The 14,531-nt window shown below is 34.6% G+C and carries 16 protein-coding genes; 4 read left to right on the top strand and 12 right to left on the bottom strand.

Features of this window, described 5'->3' with window-relative positions:
• Positions 1-20 precede the first annotated feature (20 nt).
• Both ACFFGA_RS05540 and ACFFGA_RS05535 read left to right on the top strand, forming a co-directional pair.
• Positions 21-311 carry a Sec-independent protein translocase subunit TatA/TatB gene (locus ACFFGA_RS05540; RefSeq protein WP_386060871.1) on the top strand — a complete coding sequence of 97 codons (291 nt, stop codon included), beginning with the start codon at positions 21-23 and terminating at the stop codon, positions 309-311.
• 115 nt (positions 312-426) lie between these two features.
• The gene (locus ACFFGA_RS05535) at positions 427-1,929 is read left to right on the top strand and encodes a S8 family peptidase (RefSeq protein ID WP_386060869.1); all 1,503 of its coding nucleotides are present in this window, start codon (positions 427-429) and stop codon (positions 1,927-1,929) included.
• 61 nt (positions 1,930-1,990) lie between these two features.
• Here ACFFGA_RS05535 and ACFFGA_RS05530 read toward each other — a convergent pair whose 3' ends face one another.
• The 10 genes from ACFFGA_RS05530 to kynU all read right to left on the bottom strand — a co-directional run bounded on the left by ACFFGA_RS05530 (position 1,991) and on the right by kynU (position 11,494).
• Positions 1,991-2,632, bottom strand: coding sequence for an O-methyltransferase (locus tag ACFFGA_RS05530; protein WP_386060867.1), 642 nt, complete (start codon positions 2,630-2,632; stop codon positions 1,991-1,993).
• An 18-nt stretch (positions 2,633-2,650) separates the two neighbouring features.
• Positions 2,651-3,736 carry an amidohydrolase family protein gene (locus tag ACFFGA_RS05525; protein ID WP_386060864.1) on the bottom strand — a complete coding sequence of 362 codons (1,086 nt, stop codon included), beginning with the start codon at positions 3,734-3,736 and terminating at the stop codon, positions 2,651-2,653.
• A 161-nt stretch (positions 3,737-3,897) separates the two neighbouring features.
• The gene (locus ACFFGA_RS05520; RefSeq protein ID WP_386060862.1) at positions 3,898-4,434 is read right to left on the bottom strand and encodes a 3-hydroxyanthranilate 3,4-dioxygenase; all 537 of its coding nucleotides are present in this window, start codon (positions 4,432-4,434) and stop codon (positions 3,898-3,900) included.
• A gap of 256 nt (positions 4,435-4,690) precedes the next feature.
• The gene (locus ACFFGA_RS05515) at positions 4,691-5,473 is read right to left on the bottom strand and encodes an SDR family oxidoreductase (protein ID WP_386060859.1); all 783 of its coding nucleotides are present in this window, start codon (positions 5,471-5,473) and stop codon (positions 4,691-4,693) included.
• Positions 5,474-6,001, bottom strand: a complete 528-nt coding sequence (locus tag ACFFGA_RS05510; RefSeq protein WP_386060856.1) for a PsbP-related protein — start codon at positions 5,999-6,001, stop codon at positions 5,474-5,476.
• An 11-nt stretch (positions 6,002-6,012) separates the two neighbouring features.
• The gene (locus ACFFGA_RS05505) at positions 6,013-7,455 is read right to left on the bottom strand and encodes an aldehyde dehydrogenase (RefSeq protein ID WP_386060853.1); all 1,443 of its coding nucleotides are present in this window, start codon (positions 7,453-7,455) and stop codon (positions 6,013-6,015) included.
• Positions 7,448-8,209 (bottom strand): hypothetical protein, encoded by a 762-nt coding sequence (locus ACFFGA_RS05500; protein WP_386060850.1) that lies wholly within the window; start codon positions 8,207-8,209, stop codon positions 7,448-7,450. Before ACFFGA_RS05500 ends, ACFFGA_RS05505 begins: the two co-directional genes overlap by 8 nt.
• Positions 8,210-8,217: 8 nt before the next feature.
• On the bottom strand, positions 8,218-8,649 hold the full coding sequence (locus ACFFGA_RS05495) for a RidA family protein (protein ID WP_386060847.1): 432 nt from the start codon (positions 8,647-8,649) through the stop codon (positions 8,218-8,220).
• An 85-nt stretch (positions 8,650-8,734) separates the two neighbouring features.
• Positions 8,735-10,135 (bottom strand): FAD-dependent oxidoreductase, encoded by a 1,401-nt coding sequence (locus ACFFGA_RS05490; RefSeq protein ID WP_386060845.1) that lies wholly within the window; start codon positions 10,133-10,135, stop codon positions 8,735-8,737.
• Between the two features lie 90 nt (positions 10,136-10,225).
• On the bottom strand, positions 10,226-11,494 hold the full coding sequence (gene kynU, locus ACFFGA_RS05485; protein ID WP_386060842.1) for a kynureninase: 1,269 nt from the start codon (positions 11,492-11,494) through the stop codon (positions 10,226-10,228).
• A 106-nt stretch (positions 11,495-11,600) separates the two neighbouring features.
• On the opposite strand from kynU, the gene ACFFGA_RS05480 reads away from it, so the two are divergent.
• A complete protein-coding gene (locus ACFFGA_RS05480; protein ID WP_386060839.1) occupies positions 11,601-12,020 on the top strand; it encodes a (4Fe-4S)-binding protein in 420 nt (139 codons plus the stop codon).
• Positions 12,021-12,256: 236 nt separating this feature from the next.
• Here the strand turns inward: ACFFGA_RS05480 and ACFFGA_RS05475 are convergent, their stop codons facing one another.
• The gene (locus tag ACFFGA_RS05475) at positions 12,257-12,940 is read right to left on the bottom strand and encodes a hypothetical protein (protein ID WP_386060837.1); all 684 of its coding nucleotides are present in this window, start codon (positions 12,938-12,940) and stop codon (positions 12,257-12,259) included.
• 40 nt (positions 12,941-12,980) lie between these two features.
• Between ACFFGA_RS05475 and ACFFGA_RS05470 the strand changes: the two genes are divergently transcribed.
• Positions 12,981-13,781 (top strand): class I SAM-dependent methyltransferase, encoded by an 801-nt coding sequence (locus ACFFGA_RS05470; RefSeq protein WP_386060834.1) that lies wholly within the window; start codon positions 12,981-12,983, stop codon positions 13,779-13,781.
• Between the two features lie 43 nt (positions 13,782-13,824).
• Here the strand turns inward: ACFFGA_RS05470 and msrA are convergent, their stop codons facing one another.
• Positions 13,825-14,487 (bottom strand): peptide-methionine (S)-S-oxide reductase MsrA, encoded by a 663-nt coding sequence (msrA, locus tag ACFFGA_RS05465; protein WP_386060831.1) that lies wholly within the window; start codon positions 14,485-14,487, stop codon positions 13,825-13,827.
• Between the last annotated feature and the right edge of the window lie 44 nt (positions 14,488-14,531).

Raw genomic sequence — 14,531 nt, 5'->3', positions numbered from 1 at the left:
AGTCACTCTATATTTGCAATGTGATACATCTATCTACATTATTATTCATCGGAGGTACCGAAATTGTATTCATACTATTTATTGTAGTATTAGTTTTTGGTGCAGATAAATTACCCGAAATAGCTCGTGGTCTTGGTAAAGGAATGCGTACACTCAAGGACGCAACCAATGATATTAAGCACGAAGTCACGAAAAGTGCTAAAGCTAATAATATTATCGATTCAGATACTACCAAAGAAATTCAAGAAGAAATCGACAAAGTAAAAGATGATCTTGAAGATTTTACAGGCTCAGTTAAGCGAAAAATGTAATTGATAAATATTTAAAATTTTATCGCTAATTTTACTAAAAACACAAAATTATCAATTTAAAATATTGAATATTTAATATATTTAGAAAATCATTAACCATTCTAAATATATTTAAATGAAAAAACTACACTTTAAGTTGCTGTTTTTACTGGCAGTTACTATTTGGTCTTGTACTTCAGAAGAACCGCTTACCGAAACAGAATCTCAAGAAATCCAATTCCCTAAAAATCCACTTACAGTTGATGAAATTAATTCTAAAATATCTGAAACCATAGATAATACGGGTGATTTTGATTGGAGTAAAGTCGATGCTCATTTTTTATGGAGCGCAGTTGTTCATGGACAAAATGTTTTGTCTATTGGCTATGGCAATGAGGAGCAAAGTTTTAGTGAATCTTATGACCCAGAATTGGAAGCTAAAAAGAATAATATTATAGACGTTGTTACTGAAAATGAAAAAATTGCAGATGAGAAACTTATTAGAGTGGAGCATGAGATAATTACAGTTATTGACGTGGAGGTTAAAAATATTGAAACTATTATTGCGCTGAGAAACAATGATAATGTTAGGTATTTAGAGCCAAATGGTTATAATCATTATAACCCAGTTACGGCCAAAAGTAGTTCTGGATGTGATAAAGATGCAGACACTATCAATTCTACACATTACACGACTACATCCCCAAATAACGCTCAGGTATCATGGCATTTTAATGAACATAATATCCAACAAGCATGGAATTACAGTACTGGTTCTGGTGTTACAATTGGGTTGATAGATACAGGTGTTTCAGCATCACAGAGTTTACTTAATTCATCAGGAATTAATGATGGGTATTCAAGTGGACGTTTTGTCCAGAAATATGGAACATTTATAGATTCTAATTGGTGGTGGTCTAGTAATTACGATGGTCCACATGATAAATGTGGTCATGGCACTGCTATGGCTTCTACAATGGCATCTCCTAGAAACGATAACAGAATGCCTGTAGGTGTTGCTTACAATGCTAATTTAGTTGCTTATAGAGCTACTGAAGATGTACTTTTAAATGATTATCATGAGCGTAAAGGTGTTTCTGCTGCATTAACCCAACTAGGAAATAGAAGCGATGTGAAAATTATTTCTATGTCCATTGGTTATGTATGGTCTATAGGAAATATAAAAGATGCTGTGAGATATGCTTACAGTAAAGGTAAATTGATATTTGCAGCTGGTGGAACATCTACAAGTTTTACCAATGGATTTGGTGTTATATTTCCAGCAACTATGAGCGAAACTGTTGCAGTTACTGGTGTGGATGATGGTCCTAATTATGATAGATGCCAAACATGCCACAGTGGTAATAAAATTGATTTTACCATTATAATGGAAGGAAATAATAATACAAGTAAGGCACCACCTGTCCTTGGTTTTTACAATGGTCAGCGTCGTTATACTGGTGGTTCTTCTGTTGCAACGGCAACCACAGCTGGTATTGCAGCGTTAGTGTGGGCTAAACACCCGACATGGAGTAGAACTCAAGTATTAAATAAATTAAAACAATCTGCAGAGTTTTATCCAAATAAGGATAGCAGCTTTGGTTATGGAAATATTGATGCGCTTCAGGCAGTGCAATAAATGAACAATTTTTAGATTCAATAAAAAACCTCTTCAGATAATGAAGAGGTTTTTTTATAAGTTAGATTTTTCTACTTATGGTTAATCCATCGCGTATAGGCAACAGAACAGTTTCAATACGTTCATCGTTTTTAAGTAGCGTATTGTAATCTAAAACTGATTTAGTAGAAATATCTTTTTCTTGCAACGGCTCAACCACTTTTCCATGCCACAACACATTATCCGAAAGTATAATGCCTCCAGAATTTAGTTTATCTATAATTAAATGGAAATAGTTACTATAGTTAGGTTTGTCTGCATCAATAAATACTAAATCAAAAGACATATCAAGCTTTGGTATAATATCTAAAGCATTTCCCGTGTGCTGAAATATTTGATTTCCAAAGTTAGACTTGTCAAAATATTTACGTTGAAAATCTACTAATTCTTCATTAATATCAATAGTATGTAATTCACCATTACTTTGTAAACCTTCTGCCAAACATAAAGTAGAGTACCCAGTGAAGGTGCCTAATTCTAGTATATTTTTTGGGTTTATTAATTTAGATATCATACTTAATACACGACCTTGGTAAGGTCCGCTAAGCATAATAGGCTGCAATACTTTTTGATAAGTTTCTCGAGTTAATTGCTGTAATAATTCAGGTTCTTGCTCAGAGTGTGCAACGACATAATTATCTAAAGCTTCAGGTAAAAAATTCATAGTTATGCTTGGTTGCAATTACGATAAAATACGTGATACAAGTTTTTGTTTAGCAACTTCATCATCACCACACAGCCATTGTATAACATTGTCTTCCCATATGGCATCGCGTTCAGACTCTTTAATAACATTTCTATCAACTGCTAAATCCAAAATCTTACCAGGATAAGAAGATTGTTTCTCGCTTTCCATTTCACCTAAAGGGTAAGGGTCATCTAATCCCATTAAAACTTGTTTTGAACCTTGATTTTTAATAAGAAGTTCTAATCCGCCAGTGTCGTGCACGAGTGTGTCAAAGAAGATGTTTTTGTGTCCAACGGCTTTTCTAGGATGGCTTTTATCTTCAAACAAATCTGGTCGTCCATCAAATCCTTGGATACGTCTTCCTAAGTTTATTTGTGCCAATTGTCCACCATGGGCAAAACAGACCCTCATGTTTTTATATTTTTCGTAGTAACCATTTAAGGTTAAAAAATGATAAGCATCAGCACATTGTGCAAGCATCCAAATAAGGTGAAAACGCCAAGATGTGTTTTCTAGTTTTATAAATTTTTCACCATCATAAGGATGAATTTCAACAGCAAGATTATACTTATCAGCTAATTCAAAAATAGGTTCGTTTTCTTCGTCAAAAATGCAACGCCATGTTCCAATAGTATCCATGTAGTGTGTTGGTAAACAAAGTAATTGCATGCCTAATACTTCTACACAACGTTCTATTTCCCAACAAGCTCCTCTAACAAAACCAGGATGCACCACAAAGCCACAAGTAAATTTACTTGGGTTTTCATGTTGTATACGTGCATTAAAATCATTTTGAAAACGGAGAGCTTGTTTCATTTCTTCGAGCCTCAAGCCATTTCCATAAAGTTGAGATAAGTTGAGTACAACAGCATGGTCAATCTTAAAATGCTCCATCCAAGCCAATTTTTCATTTAAGAAAAAGCTTGAGTCCGTAATTGGTCGGTTCCAATCTTTTTGAAGCATAAATTTTCTGTCCTTGTCTACCCAAAAAATGCCTTTGTCTTTCATAAAGTCAGGAATTTCCTCTGGATAAGGAAGCAAGTGAGAGTGACCGTTTATTCTAAGTTTACGTTTTGTCATAGTATTTCCTGCGAAAGCAGGAATCTTATTAATAGGAGTTTCAATTGTTTTTGATTCCTAAAAGTTAATTATTTCTTTTAAAACATTTTCTGGTTGGCTTTTTGCCTACACCATTTTTGTGATTAGCAGTCAAGAGATTCCTGCCTTCGCAGGAATGACATTTAATCTTCTACCTGCACTTTCTTTGGCGGCTGCATTACTTCACCACAATTAGGGCAACTGCGTTTGTCAGTGTCTCCGTAATATGCATCAAATATTTTTGGCATATCGGTTTCAATATTATCTAATGTAAAATCCTCTTCGTAGAGTTTAGTAGTGCAGTTTTCACAAAACCATAACAAGGCGTCTTTAACTCCTTTTTCTCTTGGGTACTCTATGACTAAGCCAACAGTATTAGCGCCACGTTGAGGTGAATGCGGTACTTTTGGAGGTAATAGAAAAATGTCACCTTCTTTTATATGAATATCCTTTGGTGTGCCTTTGTCAATAACTTTTAAGACAATATCGCCTTCAACCTGATAGAAAAATTCTGGCGTTTCATTATAGTGGTAATCTTTTCTGCTATTGGGTCCACCAACAACCATAACGATGAAGTCTCCATCTTTCCAAACCACTTTATTTCCAACAGGTGGTTTTAATAGATGACGGTTTTCTTCAATCCATTCTTTAAAATTTATAGGAGGGAATAATTTGCTCATGGTAAGGAAGCCCTTCCTAACCTTCCCAGAGGGAAGGAACTCTTACTCGGGCGAATTAAGAGTATTTGTTAAACAAACATGTATGTTCGTCATTCAACCAAAATATAAACACTGATTGATAACAGCCATAACACTAAATAAATATTTTACTAATATACAAAGACCTCACAGGTTTTTAAAACCTCTGAGGTCTATTTTTTTACAGAATGAGTTGCTACAACAGTTTCCTTCCCTCTGGAAAGGTTAGGATGGGCTATTAGAGTGATTTTGTTCTTCCGCCATCAACAGGAAGATTAATTCCGTTAATATAGCTAGCACGTGCACTAGCCAAAAATGTAATGGCATCAGCTAATTCTTCTGGTTTTGCAAATCGTTTTGCTGGTACAGCGTTTTTCATGGCATTTGCAGCTTCCTCTTCCGAGTTTCCTGTTTTAGCTGATTTGTTTTTTATAATTTCTGCTAAGCGTTCAGTGCCAGTGGCTCCTGGTAATACGTTATTTACTGTGATACCAAACTGACCTAACTCATTAGCCAGCGTTTTACTCCAATTGGCCACAGCACCACGTATCGTGTTGCTTACTCCAAGTCCATCCAAAGGTTGTTTTACTGAGGTTGAAATAACATTTATAATACGACCATAATTTTGTGATTTCATAAAGGGGACAACTGCTTGTGCCAATACATGATTGCATTTTAAATGTTGAGTGAATGCGTTTTCAAATTCTTCAATTTTTGCAGAAAAAACGGGTCCACCAGCAGGTCCACCAGTATTATTAACTAAAATATGAAAACCATGATTTTTAGAAATATAATCTGATATTTTGGTCTTTAATTCTGTTGGATTAGAAAAATCTGCAACAATATAATCATGATTTCTATGCTGAGGCAATTCCGCAAGTGTAGCTTTAAGTTTGCCTTCATTTCTAGCAACAAGAGTAACAATTGTGCCTTCTTCAGCTAATGCTAAAGCTGTTGCTTTACCTATACCTGCTGTGCTTCCACAAACTAGAGCGTGTTTATTGTTAAGTTCAAAGTTCATTTATTTAGCTAATTTAAAACTGTTAAGAATTTTATCACCTATTTCAATGTATTGGTCATATTCAGAAGCGGTTGACGAAAAGGTTAATACATACGCATTACCGCTATTTATAAGTAATATTTGCTTGAATTTTAATATCATGCCATTGCCAAAATCTGCTGACCATATTACAACTCTAGCCTCAAACCCATCTATTTTTATAGCATCATTAGAAATTATTTTTGAATTTGGAATCTGAGATGTAATCTGATCTAAGGAGATTTTAACATACTCTTCAGTGCTTAACGTTTGCCCTCTTAAATCTTCTATTGTTAAGTTGATATTTTCTCTGAATTGATCTTTTTCTTGAGATTTTTCATCAGATAAGAGTAAAAATTGCATTGTAGGTTGTGGTTTTTGGTCGCTAGAAATCCAATCTTCAGGATAGTTTATGGCATAGTTGTCTTTTTCTAATGTTTTCCAGTCTTTTTGCGCAAATAGAGCAGTGCTAACAAAACATAATAATAGTGTTGTGATTTTAATTTTCATGGTATTTTGATTTAGTATTTTATGCATATATTTTTAGCTTCCGTAAAAAAGCGTAAGGCTTCAAAACCGCCTTCGCGACCAACGCCTGATGCTTTTACACCACCAAAAGGTGTTCGTAAATCACGCATCATCCAAGTATTAACCCAAACAATGCCAGCTTGTAATTGATTGCTCATTCTCATGGTACGTTTTAAATCGTTCGTCCAAAGGGTTGCTGATAACCCGTATTTTACTTTGTTTGCCATTTCAAGGACTTCATCCTCCGTGTTAAATGGCATAATTGTTACTACTGGCCCAAAAATTTCTTCTTGGTTTACTCTACATTCATCATTAGGAACTTCGATAACCGTTGGCTCTAAATAATAGCCTTTTTCGTAACCTTTTACTGTCACCTCATTTCCACCACATAAAACGGTTCCGTTTTCTTCTTTAGCTATGTTAATATATTCTTTTACTTTTTTAAGATGTGGTTTGGAAACTAAGGCGCCAATATTGGTGTCTTTTTCTGATGGATGTCCAACTTTTAGTGCTTTTACTTTAGCTACAAAATCGGTTTTAAATTTCTCATAGATTGAAGCTTCCACAAAAATACGACTTCCGCATAAACAAATTTGACCTTGGTTGGCAAAAGACGAACGCACTGTTGTTTCTAACATATCCTCATAATCACAATCAGCGAAAATGATATTCGGGTTTTTTCCGCCTAATTCTAAAGATAGCTTTTTAAACATTGGTGCAGCGACTTTTGCAATATGTGCTCCAGTAGCTGTGCCTCCTGTAAATGAAATGGCTTTAATATCTGGATGCTCAATAATGGCTTGACCAGTTGTGTTTCCTAAACCATGTACAATGTTTAAAACACCTTTGGGTAAACCAGCTTCAATACAGATTTCTCCTAAAAGAAAAGCAGTCATTGGAGTGACTTCGCTTGGTTTGGCAACTACACAATTACCGGCTGCGATTGCTGGTGCAATTTTCCAAGTAAAGAGATAGAGTGGAAGGTTCCAAGGGCTAATACAACCAACAACACCAATTGGTTGGCGTAAGGTGTAATTTATGGCTTGTTGTCCAACGGATTCGTGACTTTCACTAGCAAACTGCGTTATGGCATTTCCGAAGAATCTAAAATTACTTGCTGCTCTTGGGATATCAACAGTTTTAGCTAATGCTATGGGTTTGCCATTATCTAAGCTTTCGGCTTCTGCAAACTGTTGTAAGTTAGCTTCTAGTAACTCAGAAATTTTAATTAAAATACGACTGCGTTCTTCTAAACTAGTCTCTGACCATTGTTTAAAAGCAGATTTGGCACTTTTATAGGCTTTCTCAACATCTTCTTTTGTTGAGTTTGGAATCTGCCCATAAATGGTACCACTTGCAGGATTATAGTTGTCAATCCAGTTATTTTGAATTGGATTTTCGAATTTTCCGTTTATGTAGTTTTTGATTTTAATCATTTAATATTTCTTTTAAGTAGCGTACAAACTCTATCGTATTATTGAGCTTGATTTGCACCGAAGGATGATTAATGACCTTATTGTCCATTTTAAAAACATCCATTACATTTTTTTCTGAAACTACAAATTCTTTAGCATCATTGGACTCTCTTGAAGTTAATTTGAGAACATACTCTATATTCAATATATTAGACTTTTTGTATGGTACTTTATATTTTATGGCATACTTTTTTAAATACTCGAAAATACTTAATTCATTAAAACTATATAATTTTTCAATTACAGAATTATCTATGACTGTTCCTGCCCACTCTTGACTTTCAGCTTTAATATGAGAGTTTACAATTCCTTTGCCATAAATCGTATTGACGTTGTAATAGCCACCTGTTTTCGTGGCCAGCTTCCCATCTAAAATATATATTTCATCATGAATTATTGATCCTCTTACAGGGAAATTCCAATTGTTTTGAGACCAATTAAACTCATAACAAACTTCAATTAGTTCCTTGAATGATTCAATTGAATCATCTTTAGTCCAAAACAACACTGTATCTGATATGTTAACTGTAATTAATGGTGAATCACTAACATCGTTTATCAATTGATTACCTCTTTTATAATATTTTCCCTTGGCTAATGCAGCTTCAATATCTCTTTGAATATGTGCTACTCTATAATGATGGTGCTCACTATCATTATTTACTATAAATTCTTTGTATCCCAAATAATCAAAATAGGCAATAAACTTTTTCATTAAACTAATTATTTCTTATAAGCAACAACCTTAATCTCCACCACCAAATCTGGATGAGGCAACTGATGAACAGCAACAGTCGTTCGGGTTGGTCCTGTTTCCTTTTCAAAAAACTCAGCGTAAGCTTTGTTGTAGTCCGCAAAGTCATTCATGTTTACTAAAAAGGATGTGACATCAACGACATCTTTTAAGCTTGCACCAACTTTTTGAAGGTTCTTATCAATGTTTTTTAGTACTTCTTGAGTTTGGGTGTAGGCGTTTAACTTTTTAGTACCCATTTCGTCAATAATATCCACTCCAGCAATAGTGTTGTCTGCTCTGCGAGAACTTGTGCCTGAAACGAAAATGAAATCGCCAACTTGTTTTACGTGTGGGTATGCTCCTCTTGGTGTTACTCCAGTTCCTGCGGAAGCAGGAATCTCATTGTTTTTGTTACTCATAATGTTTGTCATTCCTGCGAAGGCAGGAATCTATTTTTTAATTGTTATAGATGTTATGGATTCCTGCCTTCGCAGGAATGACAATTCATCGCAATCCAGCAATCCTATCATCTTCTAAAATTGCTTCAGTTTCACTTTTTACTTTATCTAAAATATCTTTTGGGTCATCTGATGTAGAAATAATTCCATCAGCTAACATATTTAAAATTGCTTTGTCTTGTGCACGTCCTTTTAACATCGCTTCTCTGTAACCAATATCTTCATTAAAAGTAACTAAACTATATTTTGAAGAATAATCCTCTGGAAATTCTTTTTCGAGCATCATTTCAATTTTTCGTTTTTCTTGGAAAATCGCCTGACCTACATGGTCTTTCATTTCATGAAAATTATCAATGGCTAAATCGGCAATGGCATCTGTATCTTTCTTTCTGTTTTTCTCGTAAGCTTCAAAAATGGCTTCCCAATTATCTAAATTTTGGTCTAAGACTTTATCAAACTCTACAACGTCTTCAAAAGAGGCATTCATACCTTGTCCGTAAAATGGAACAATAGCATGAGCAGAATCACCCATTAACAAAGTATTACCTTTATAATGCCAAGGCGAACATTTTACAGTCCCTAAAGGTGCTGTTGGGTTTTCAAAAAAGTCTTCAACTAGATTTGGCATCAATTCCAAAGCATCAGGAAATTCTTTTTGAAAAAATTCTGTCACAATTTCTGGTGTGGTTAAATTATTGAAATTGTACTCGCCTTCATCGTAACTTAAGAATAATGTCACTGTAAAACTACCATCTAAATTTGGTAATGCGATAACCATAAAATCACCTCGTGGCCAAATATGAAGTGCATTTTTATAGGTTTTGTAACCACCATTTTCAGTTGGCAGAATACTCAGCTCTTTGTAGCCATGTGTTAGATAATCTTGCGAAAAACTGAACAAAAACTTCTTACCCAAATAGTAGCTTTTACGCAAAGCTGAACCTGCTCCATCTGTAGCAATAATGCAATCAGCATCTTCTATAAATTCGTCTTTTGTAATGTAATCTTTAAATAGAGCTGTTGTCTTTTCAAAATCAACGGATTTACATTTTTTGTTGAAATGAATGGTGACATTTTCGTGCTTTTCTGCTTCTGTTAATAGTAAACCGTTAAGTTCTCCTCTAGATATTGAATTAATATATTCATAATCGCGACCACTATAATTAGATAAGAAGGTATTGCCTTCTTTATCGTGAATCATACGACCATTCATAGGAATGCACAATTCCTTTACTTTGTCTTCAATACCAACTAGTTTCATGGCTTTATTGCCGCGATCTGAAAAGGCAAGATTTATTGAACGACCAGCAGAAATATCTGTTTTACGTAAATCTGGACGCATTTCGTAAACAGTTACGTTGTAACCGCGTTGGCCTAGGCGAAGCGCAAGGAGACTACCGCAGAGGCCAGCTCCAATTATTAGTATGTTTTGTTGTTTGTTACTCATTTTATTTTTGTCATCCTGAACTTGATTCAGGATCTTATGATTTCTAGTTGCAATTTTAAATTAGATTCCTGCATTCGCAGGAATGACAACTTAACTTAATATATTTTTCATTTTTTCAACCATTCTATAAACATCTTCAAACGAATTATACAATGGTACAGGTGCACAACGAATTACATCTGGTTCTCGCCAGTCACTTATGACTCCGACTTCGGTTAGTTTGTCGTGTAATTTTTTATCTGCGTTCAATACTTGTATGGATAATTGGCAACCACGTTCATTAGGGTTTTCTGGTGTAATGATTCTAATGGTATCTTCGCCCAGTTGCTTTAGTAAGAACTCGAAATATCCAGTTAATGCTTTTGACTTTTTTAGAAGTTTGTCTAAGCCAACTTCATTAAACATATCTAAAGAGGCTTTAATTGCTGCCATAGATAATATTGGTGGATTACTGAGTTGCCAACCTTCAGCTCCAGGCAACACATCAAACTCGTGTCGCATGTTAAAACGCGTTTGCTTATTGTGACTCCACCAACCTGTAAAACGATTTAAGTTTTTATCGAAAGCATGACGCTCGTGAACAAAGCAACCAGAGAGACTTCCAGGTCCTGAGTTGAGATATTTATAAGTACACCAAACTGCAAAATCTGCTCCTGAGTTGTGTAAATCTAAATTCACATTTCCTGCACCATGCGCACAGTCAAATCCAACTTTACATCCATAGCTATGACCAAGTTCTGTAATGCGTTTAAAATCAAAAAACTGCCCAGTGTAGTAATTCACACCACCAATCATTACCAATGCAATTTCATTACCATGAGCTTCTAAAATAGCTTCTAGGTCTTCATATCGTAATAATTCTTCACCATCTCTAGGTTTCCAAAGAATAAGCCCTTCTTTATCATCATAACCATGATGGCGCAATTGCGATTCTACAGCATATTTGTCAGATGGGAACGCATCACTTTCTATAACTATTTTATAACGTTCTTTTGTTGGTTTGTAAAACGAAACCATCATAAAATGAAGATTCGCAGTAAGCGAATTCATTGTTACAACTTCAATAGGTTTGGCTCCAACTAATTTAGCAGTAGCTTCCGTTAAAAACTCATGATACGGCAACCAAGGGTTTTTAGCTTCGGTATGACCTTCTACACCAAGATTTGCCCAATCTTCTAATTCTTGATTAATGTAATCTTTTGTAGATTTTGGTTGTAAGCCTAGTGAGTTGCCACAGAGGTAAATTAATTCATTTCCGTTTTTATCTTTTGGAATATGAAACTGTTGCCTATAGCTTGATAATTCGTCTAATGTGTCTTGTTGCTTAGCATAGTCAAGACTATTTTTATAATTGGACAAGGTGAATTTGTTTTTCGGTTTGTAACAAAAATAAGGATTTAAAGTGAAGGATTAAAGAGGTGTTTTTAATTAGAATTTTAGTTATCTTTAGACAAAGGATATAGATATGGGAAAGTCAAAAGAGTACACCAATGGTGAGGTTACAATAGTTTGGGAACCTGAAAAATGTATACACTCTGGTGTTTGTGTCAAAGGGTCTCCAAATGTTTTTCAGCCAAAAGAGCGTCCTTGGATTAAAATTGATGCGGCTTCTACTGAGACTATAGTCGATACAGTAAAGAAATGTCCATCAGGAGCTTTGAGTTTTTATATGAATAATGAAGAGGATAAGACTTCTGAAAACCTTGATACCAAAGTTGAAGTTTTAGAGAACGGACCGCTTTTGGTTTATGGCACTTTGCATGTGACTCATAAAGATGGGAAAAAGGAAACTAAAAATAGAACCACTGCGTTTTGTCGTTGTGGAGCGTCACAAAACAAGCCGTATTGCGATGGTGCTCATGTAAAAGAGGATTTTAGAGGGTAATATGTTTTTGTATGAAATCCCGTTTTTCAACGGGATTAATTCAACTATTCATTTTACATTCAGCCTATGGCTTTTGTAAAATGAGTTTCATTAAAAAATAAAGCACTCTAACTAATAAGGTAAAGTGCTTTGAATATATATAGGCGCCAAAAAGGCGGAAAATGTAAGCTATACGTTTTAAGCCGAAACTATGACGTGAAACTTACATTATAGAATGCAAAAGTAATGCCATAAACTTATTCCTCCAAAGTAATACTCACATCAGTAAAATTTAGGTTCCAATTACCGCCTTCTTGTTTGTGGTCAGTGGCGATTTTAATACCATTGTAATCTTTGTAATTTTCGAATGTTGTGGTTAACGACGGTTCTTCAGAGTTTCCTTTTCTAAATACCCATTCTTTAATCATATAGTTGTCATCATAATAAATATCGTAGGCATCTCCAGGTGTGTAGCCACCTTCGTTTGCATATAAAATGGTTATCATGTCTAATTGCTCTTTGTGTATAGGAGATTCAGCTTTTTTGGGCTGAGAAATTGTTGCTGTATTGTCCCAAACCAATTGAAAAGGTACAAATGCCCAAAACTTATCGTTAATAAAGTTTCTATCTGCATTAGGTGGTACACTATCTAATTTGTTCCTGTTGAATTTTACGATTTGTTCACCAGCTTTCATAATAACACTATCTTTTTTGGGATACCATGTCCACGATCTTCCATTACCTTTTATAGAATTCCTATCTACTTTAAAAGTGAATTCTACTTTTTCGACATTTTTCCAGTTTTCATAACCATGAGCATTAGCAATTTTTTCTGCAGTGGTTAATTCTTGAGTTTCTTTTTCGATTGTGGCTTCTTTCTTTTCAGATTTACATGAAAAAACAAATAATAAGCAAATCAGACCTAGATATAATGACTTCATTTTAAAAGAAATTTTAATTTAGAGACAAAATTAACTAACAATGGAGGACAACACTAATTATTTTGAAGTAAATAAAGCGACTTGGAACAAGAAAGTAGGTGTACATGCCGAAAGTGAGATGTATAAAATGGATGCTTTTAAGGCTGGAGCAACTTCTTTGATGCCCTATGAACTAAACGCTTTAGGAGATGTTTCTGGTAAGTCTTTATTGCATTTACAATGTCATTTTGGGCAAGATACGCTGAGTTGGAGTAGAATGGGTGCTAAGTGTGTTGGTGTGGATTTAAGTGATGAAGGAGTAAAACTTGCCAAGCAATTAAATGCAGAATTAAAACTTGACGCTGAGTTTGTTTGTTGTAATGTTTTAGACACTTCTAAACATATTTCTGAAACTTTTGATATCGTTTTTACAAGTTATGGAACTATAGGCTGGTTACCAGATTTAAAGCCTTGGGCAAAAATGATTTCAGAACGTTTAAAAGTTGGTGGAACGTTTTATATTGTAGAGTTTCATCCTATTTTATGGATGTTTGATTATGTTGAAGGTAAACCAGTGATGAAACACCATTACAACCAAGATGAAGTTATTTATGAAGAATATGAAGGTACGTATGCCAATCAGTCTTCAAAAATGGTTAGTAAAGAATACGGTTGGAATCATGGCTTAAGCGAAGTTGTAAATTCACTTATAGAAGCCGGATTGCAAATAGAATATCTTAATGAGTATGATGAAAGTCCGTATGATGTATTTCCAGATTTAATACAACTTGACAACGGAATGTATAAAATGAAAAATCAGTTATTTCCTATGATATTTGAATTGAAGGCAATTAAAATTTAGTTTGAGACCTTTCAGGTTTTTTAAACCTGAAAGGTCTATTACATTAATGCTTCTCGTCTTCCTTCAATAACTCAGGAAATTTAGCTTTAAACTTATTCAACCTAGGGACAGAGACATTCCTAATATAACTTTGATTAGGGTGAAGACGCTCATAATTTTGATGATATGCTTCAGCTTCCCAAAACTTTTGAAACGGATAAATTTCGGCTGCAATTGTAGCATCTAATTCTTTAGCTAAGGCGGCTTTCTTGTCTTCTATGATTTTCTTCTGCTCATCATTTTGATAAAAGATGATAGAACGATATTGAGAGCCGTTGTCTGGTCCTTGTCCATTAACTTGTGTTGGATTTTGAGAACCAAAATACACATCTACTAAACTCGAAAAGCTTATAACTTCAGGATCGTAAATCACTTCTACAGCTTCTGCATGTCCTGTTTTGCCTGTATTGCTAGACTCGTAGGTTGGATTTTCTGTATGCCCTCCAGAATAACCACTAATTACTTCTTCAACACCTTTAATACTTTCGTAAATAGCCTCTACACACCAAAAACAACCACTAGCAAAATAAGCTCTGGCTTTGCCATCTTGTAATGGTACTTCAACAGGTTCGGCCTCGATTACTGCCTTTTGTTTTTCACTGACTTGAGCCGAGTTATGACAACTAAATAATAAACTGATACTTAAAATGTAAAGTAACTTTTTCATTTTATACTGAATTTATTTCAGAATCTACATCAATAGAAACCCTG

The organism is Winogradskyella pulchriflava (genome assembly GCF_042434315.1).
GTDB lineage: Bacteria > Bacteroidota > Bacteroidia > Flavobacteriales > Flavobacteriaceae > Winogradskyella > Winogradskyella pulchriflava.
The sequence above is the reverse complement of the archived record's forward strand: the minus strand, read 5'-3'. Positions and strand labels throughout refer to the sequence as shown.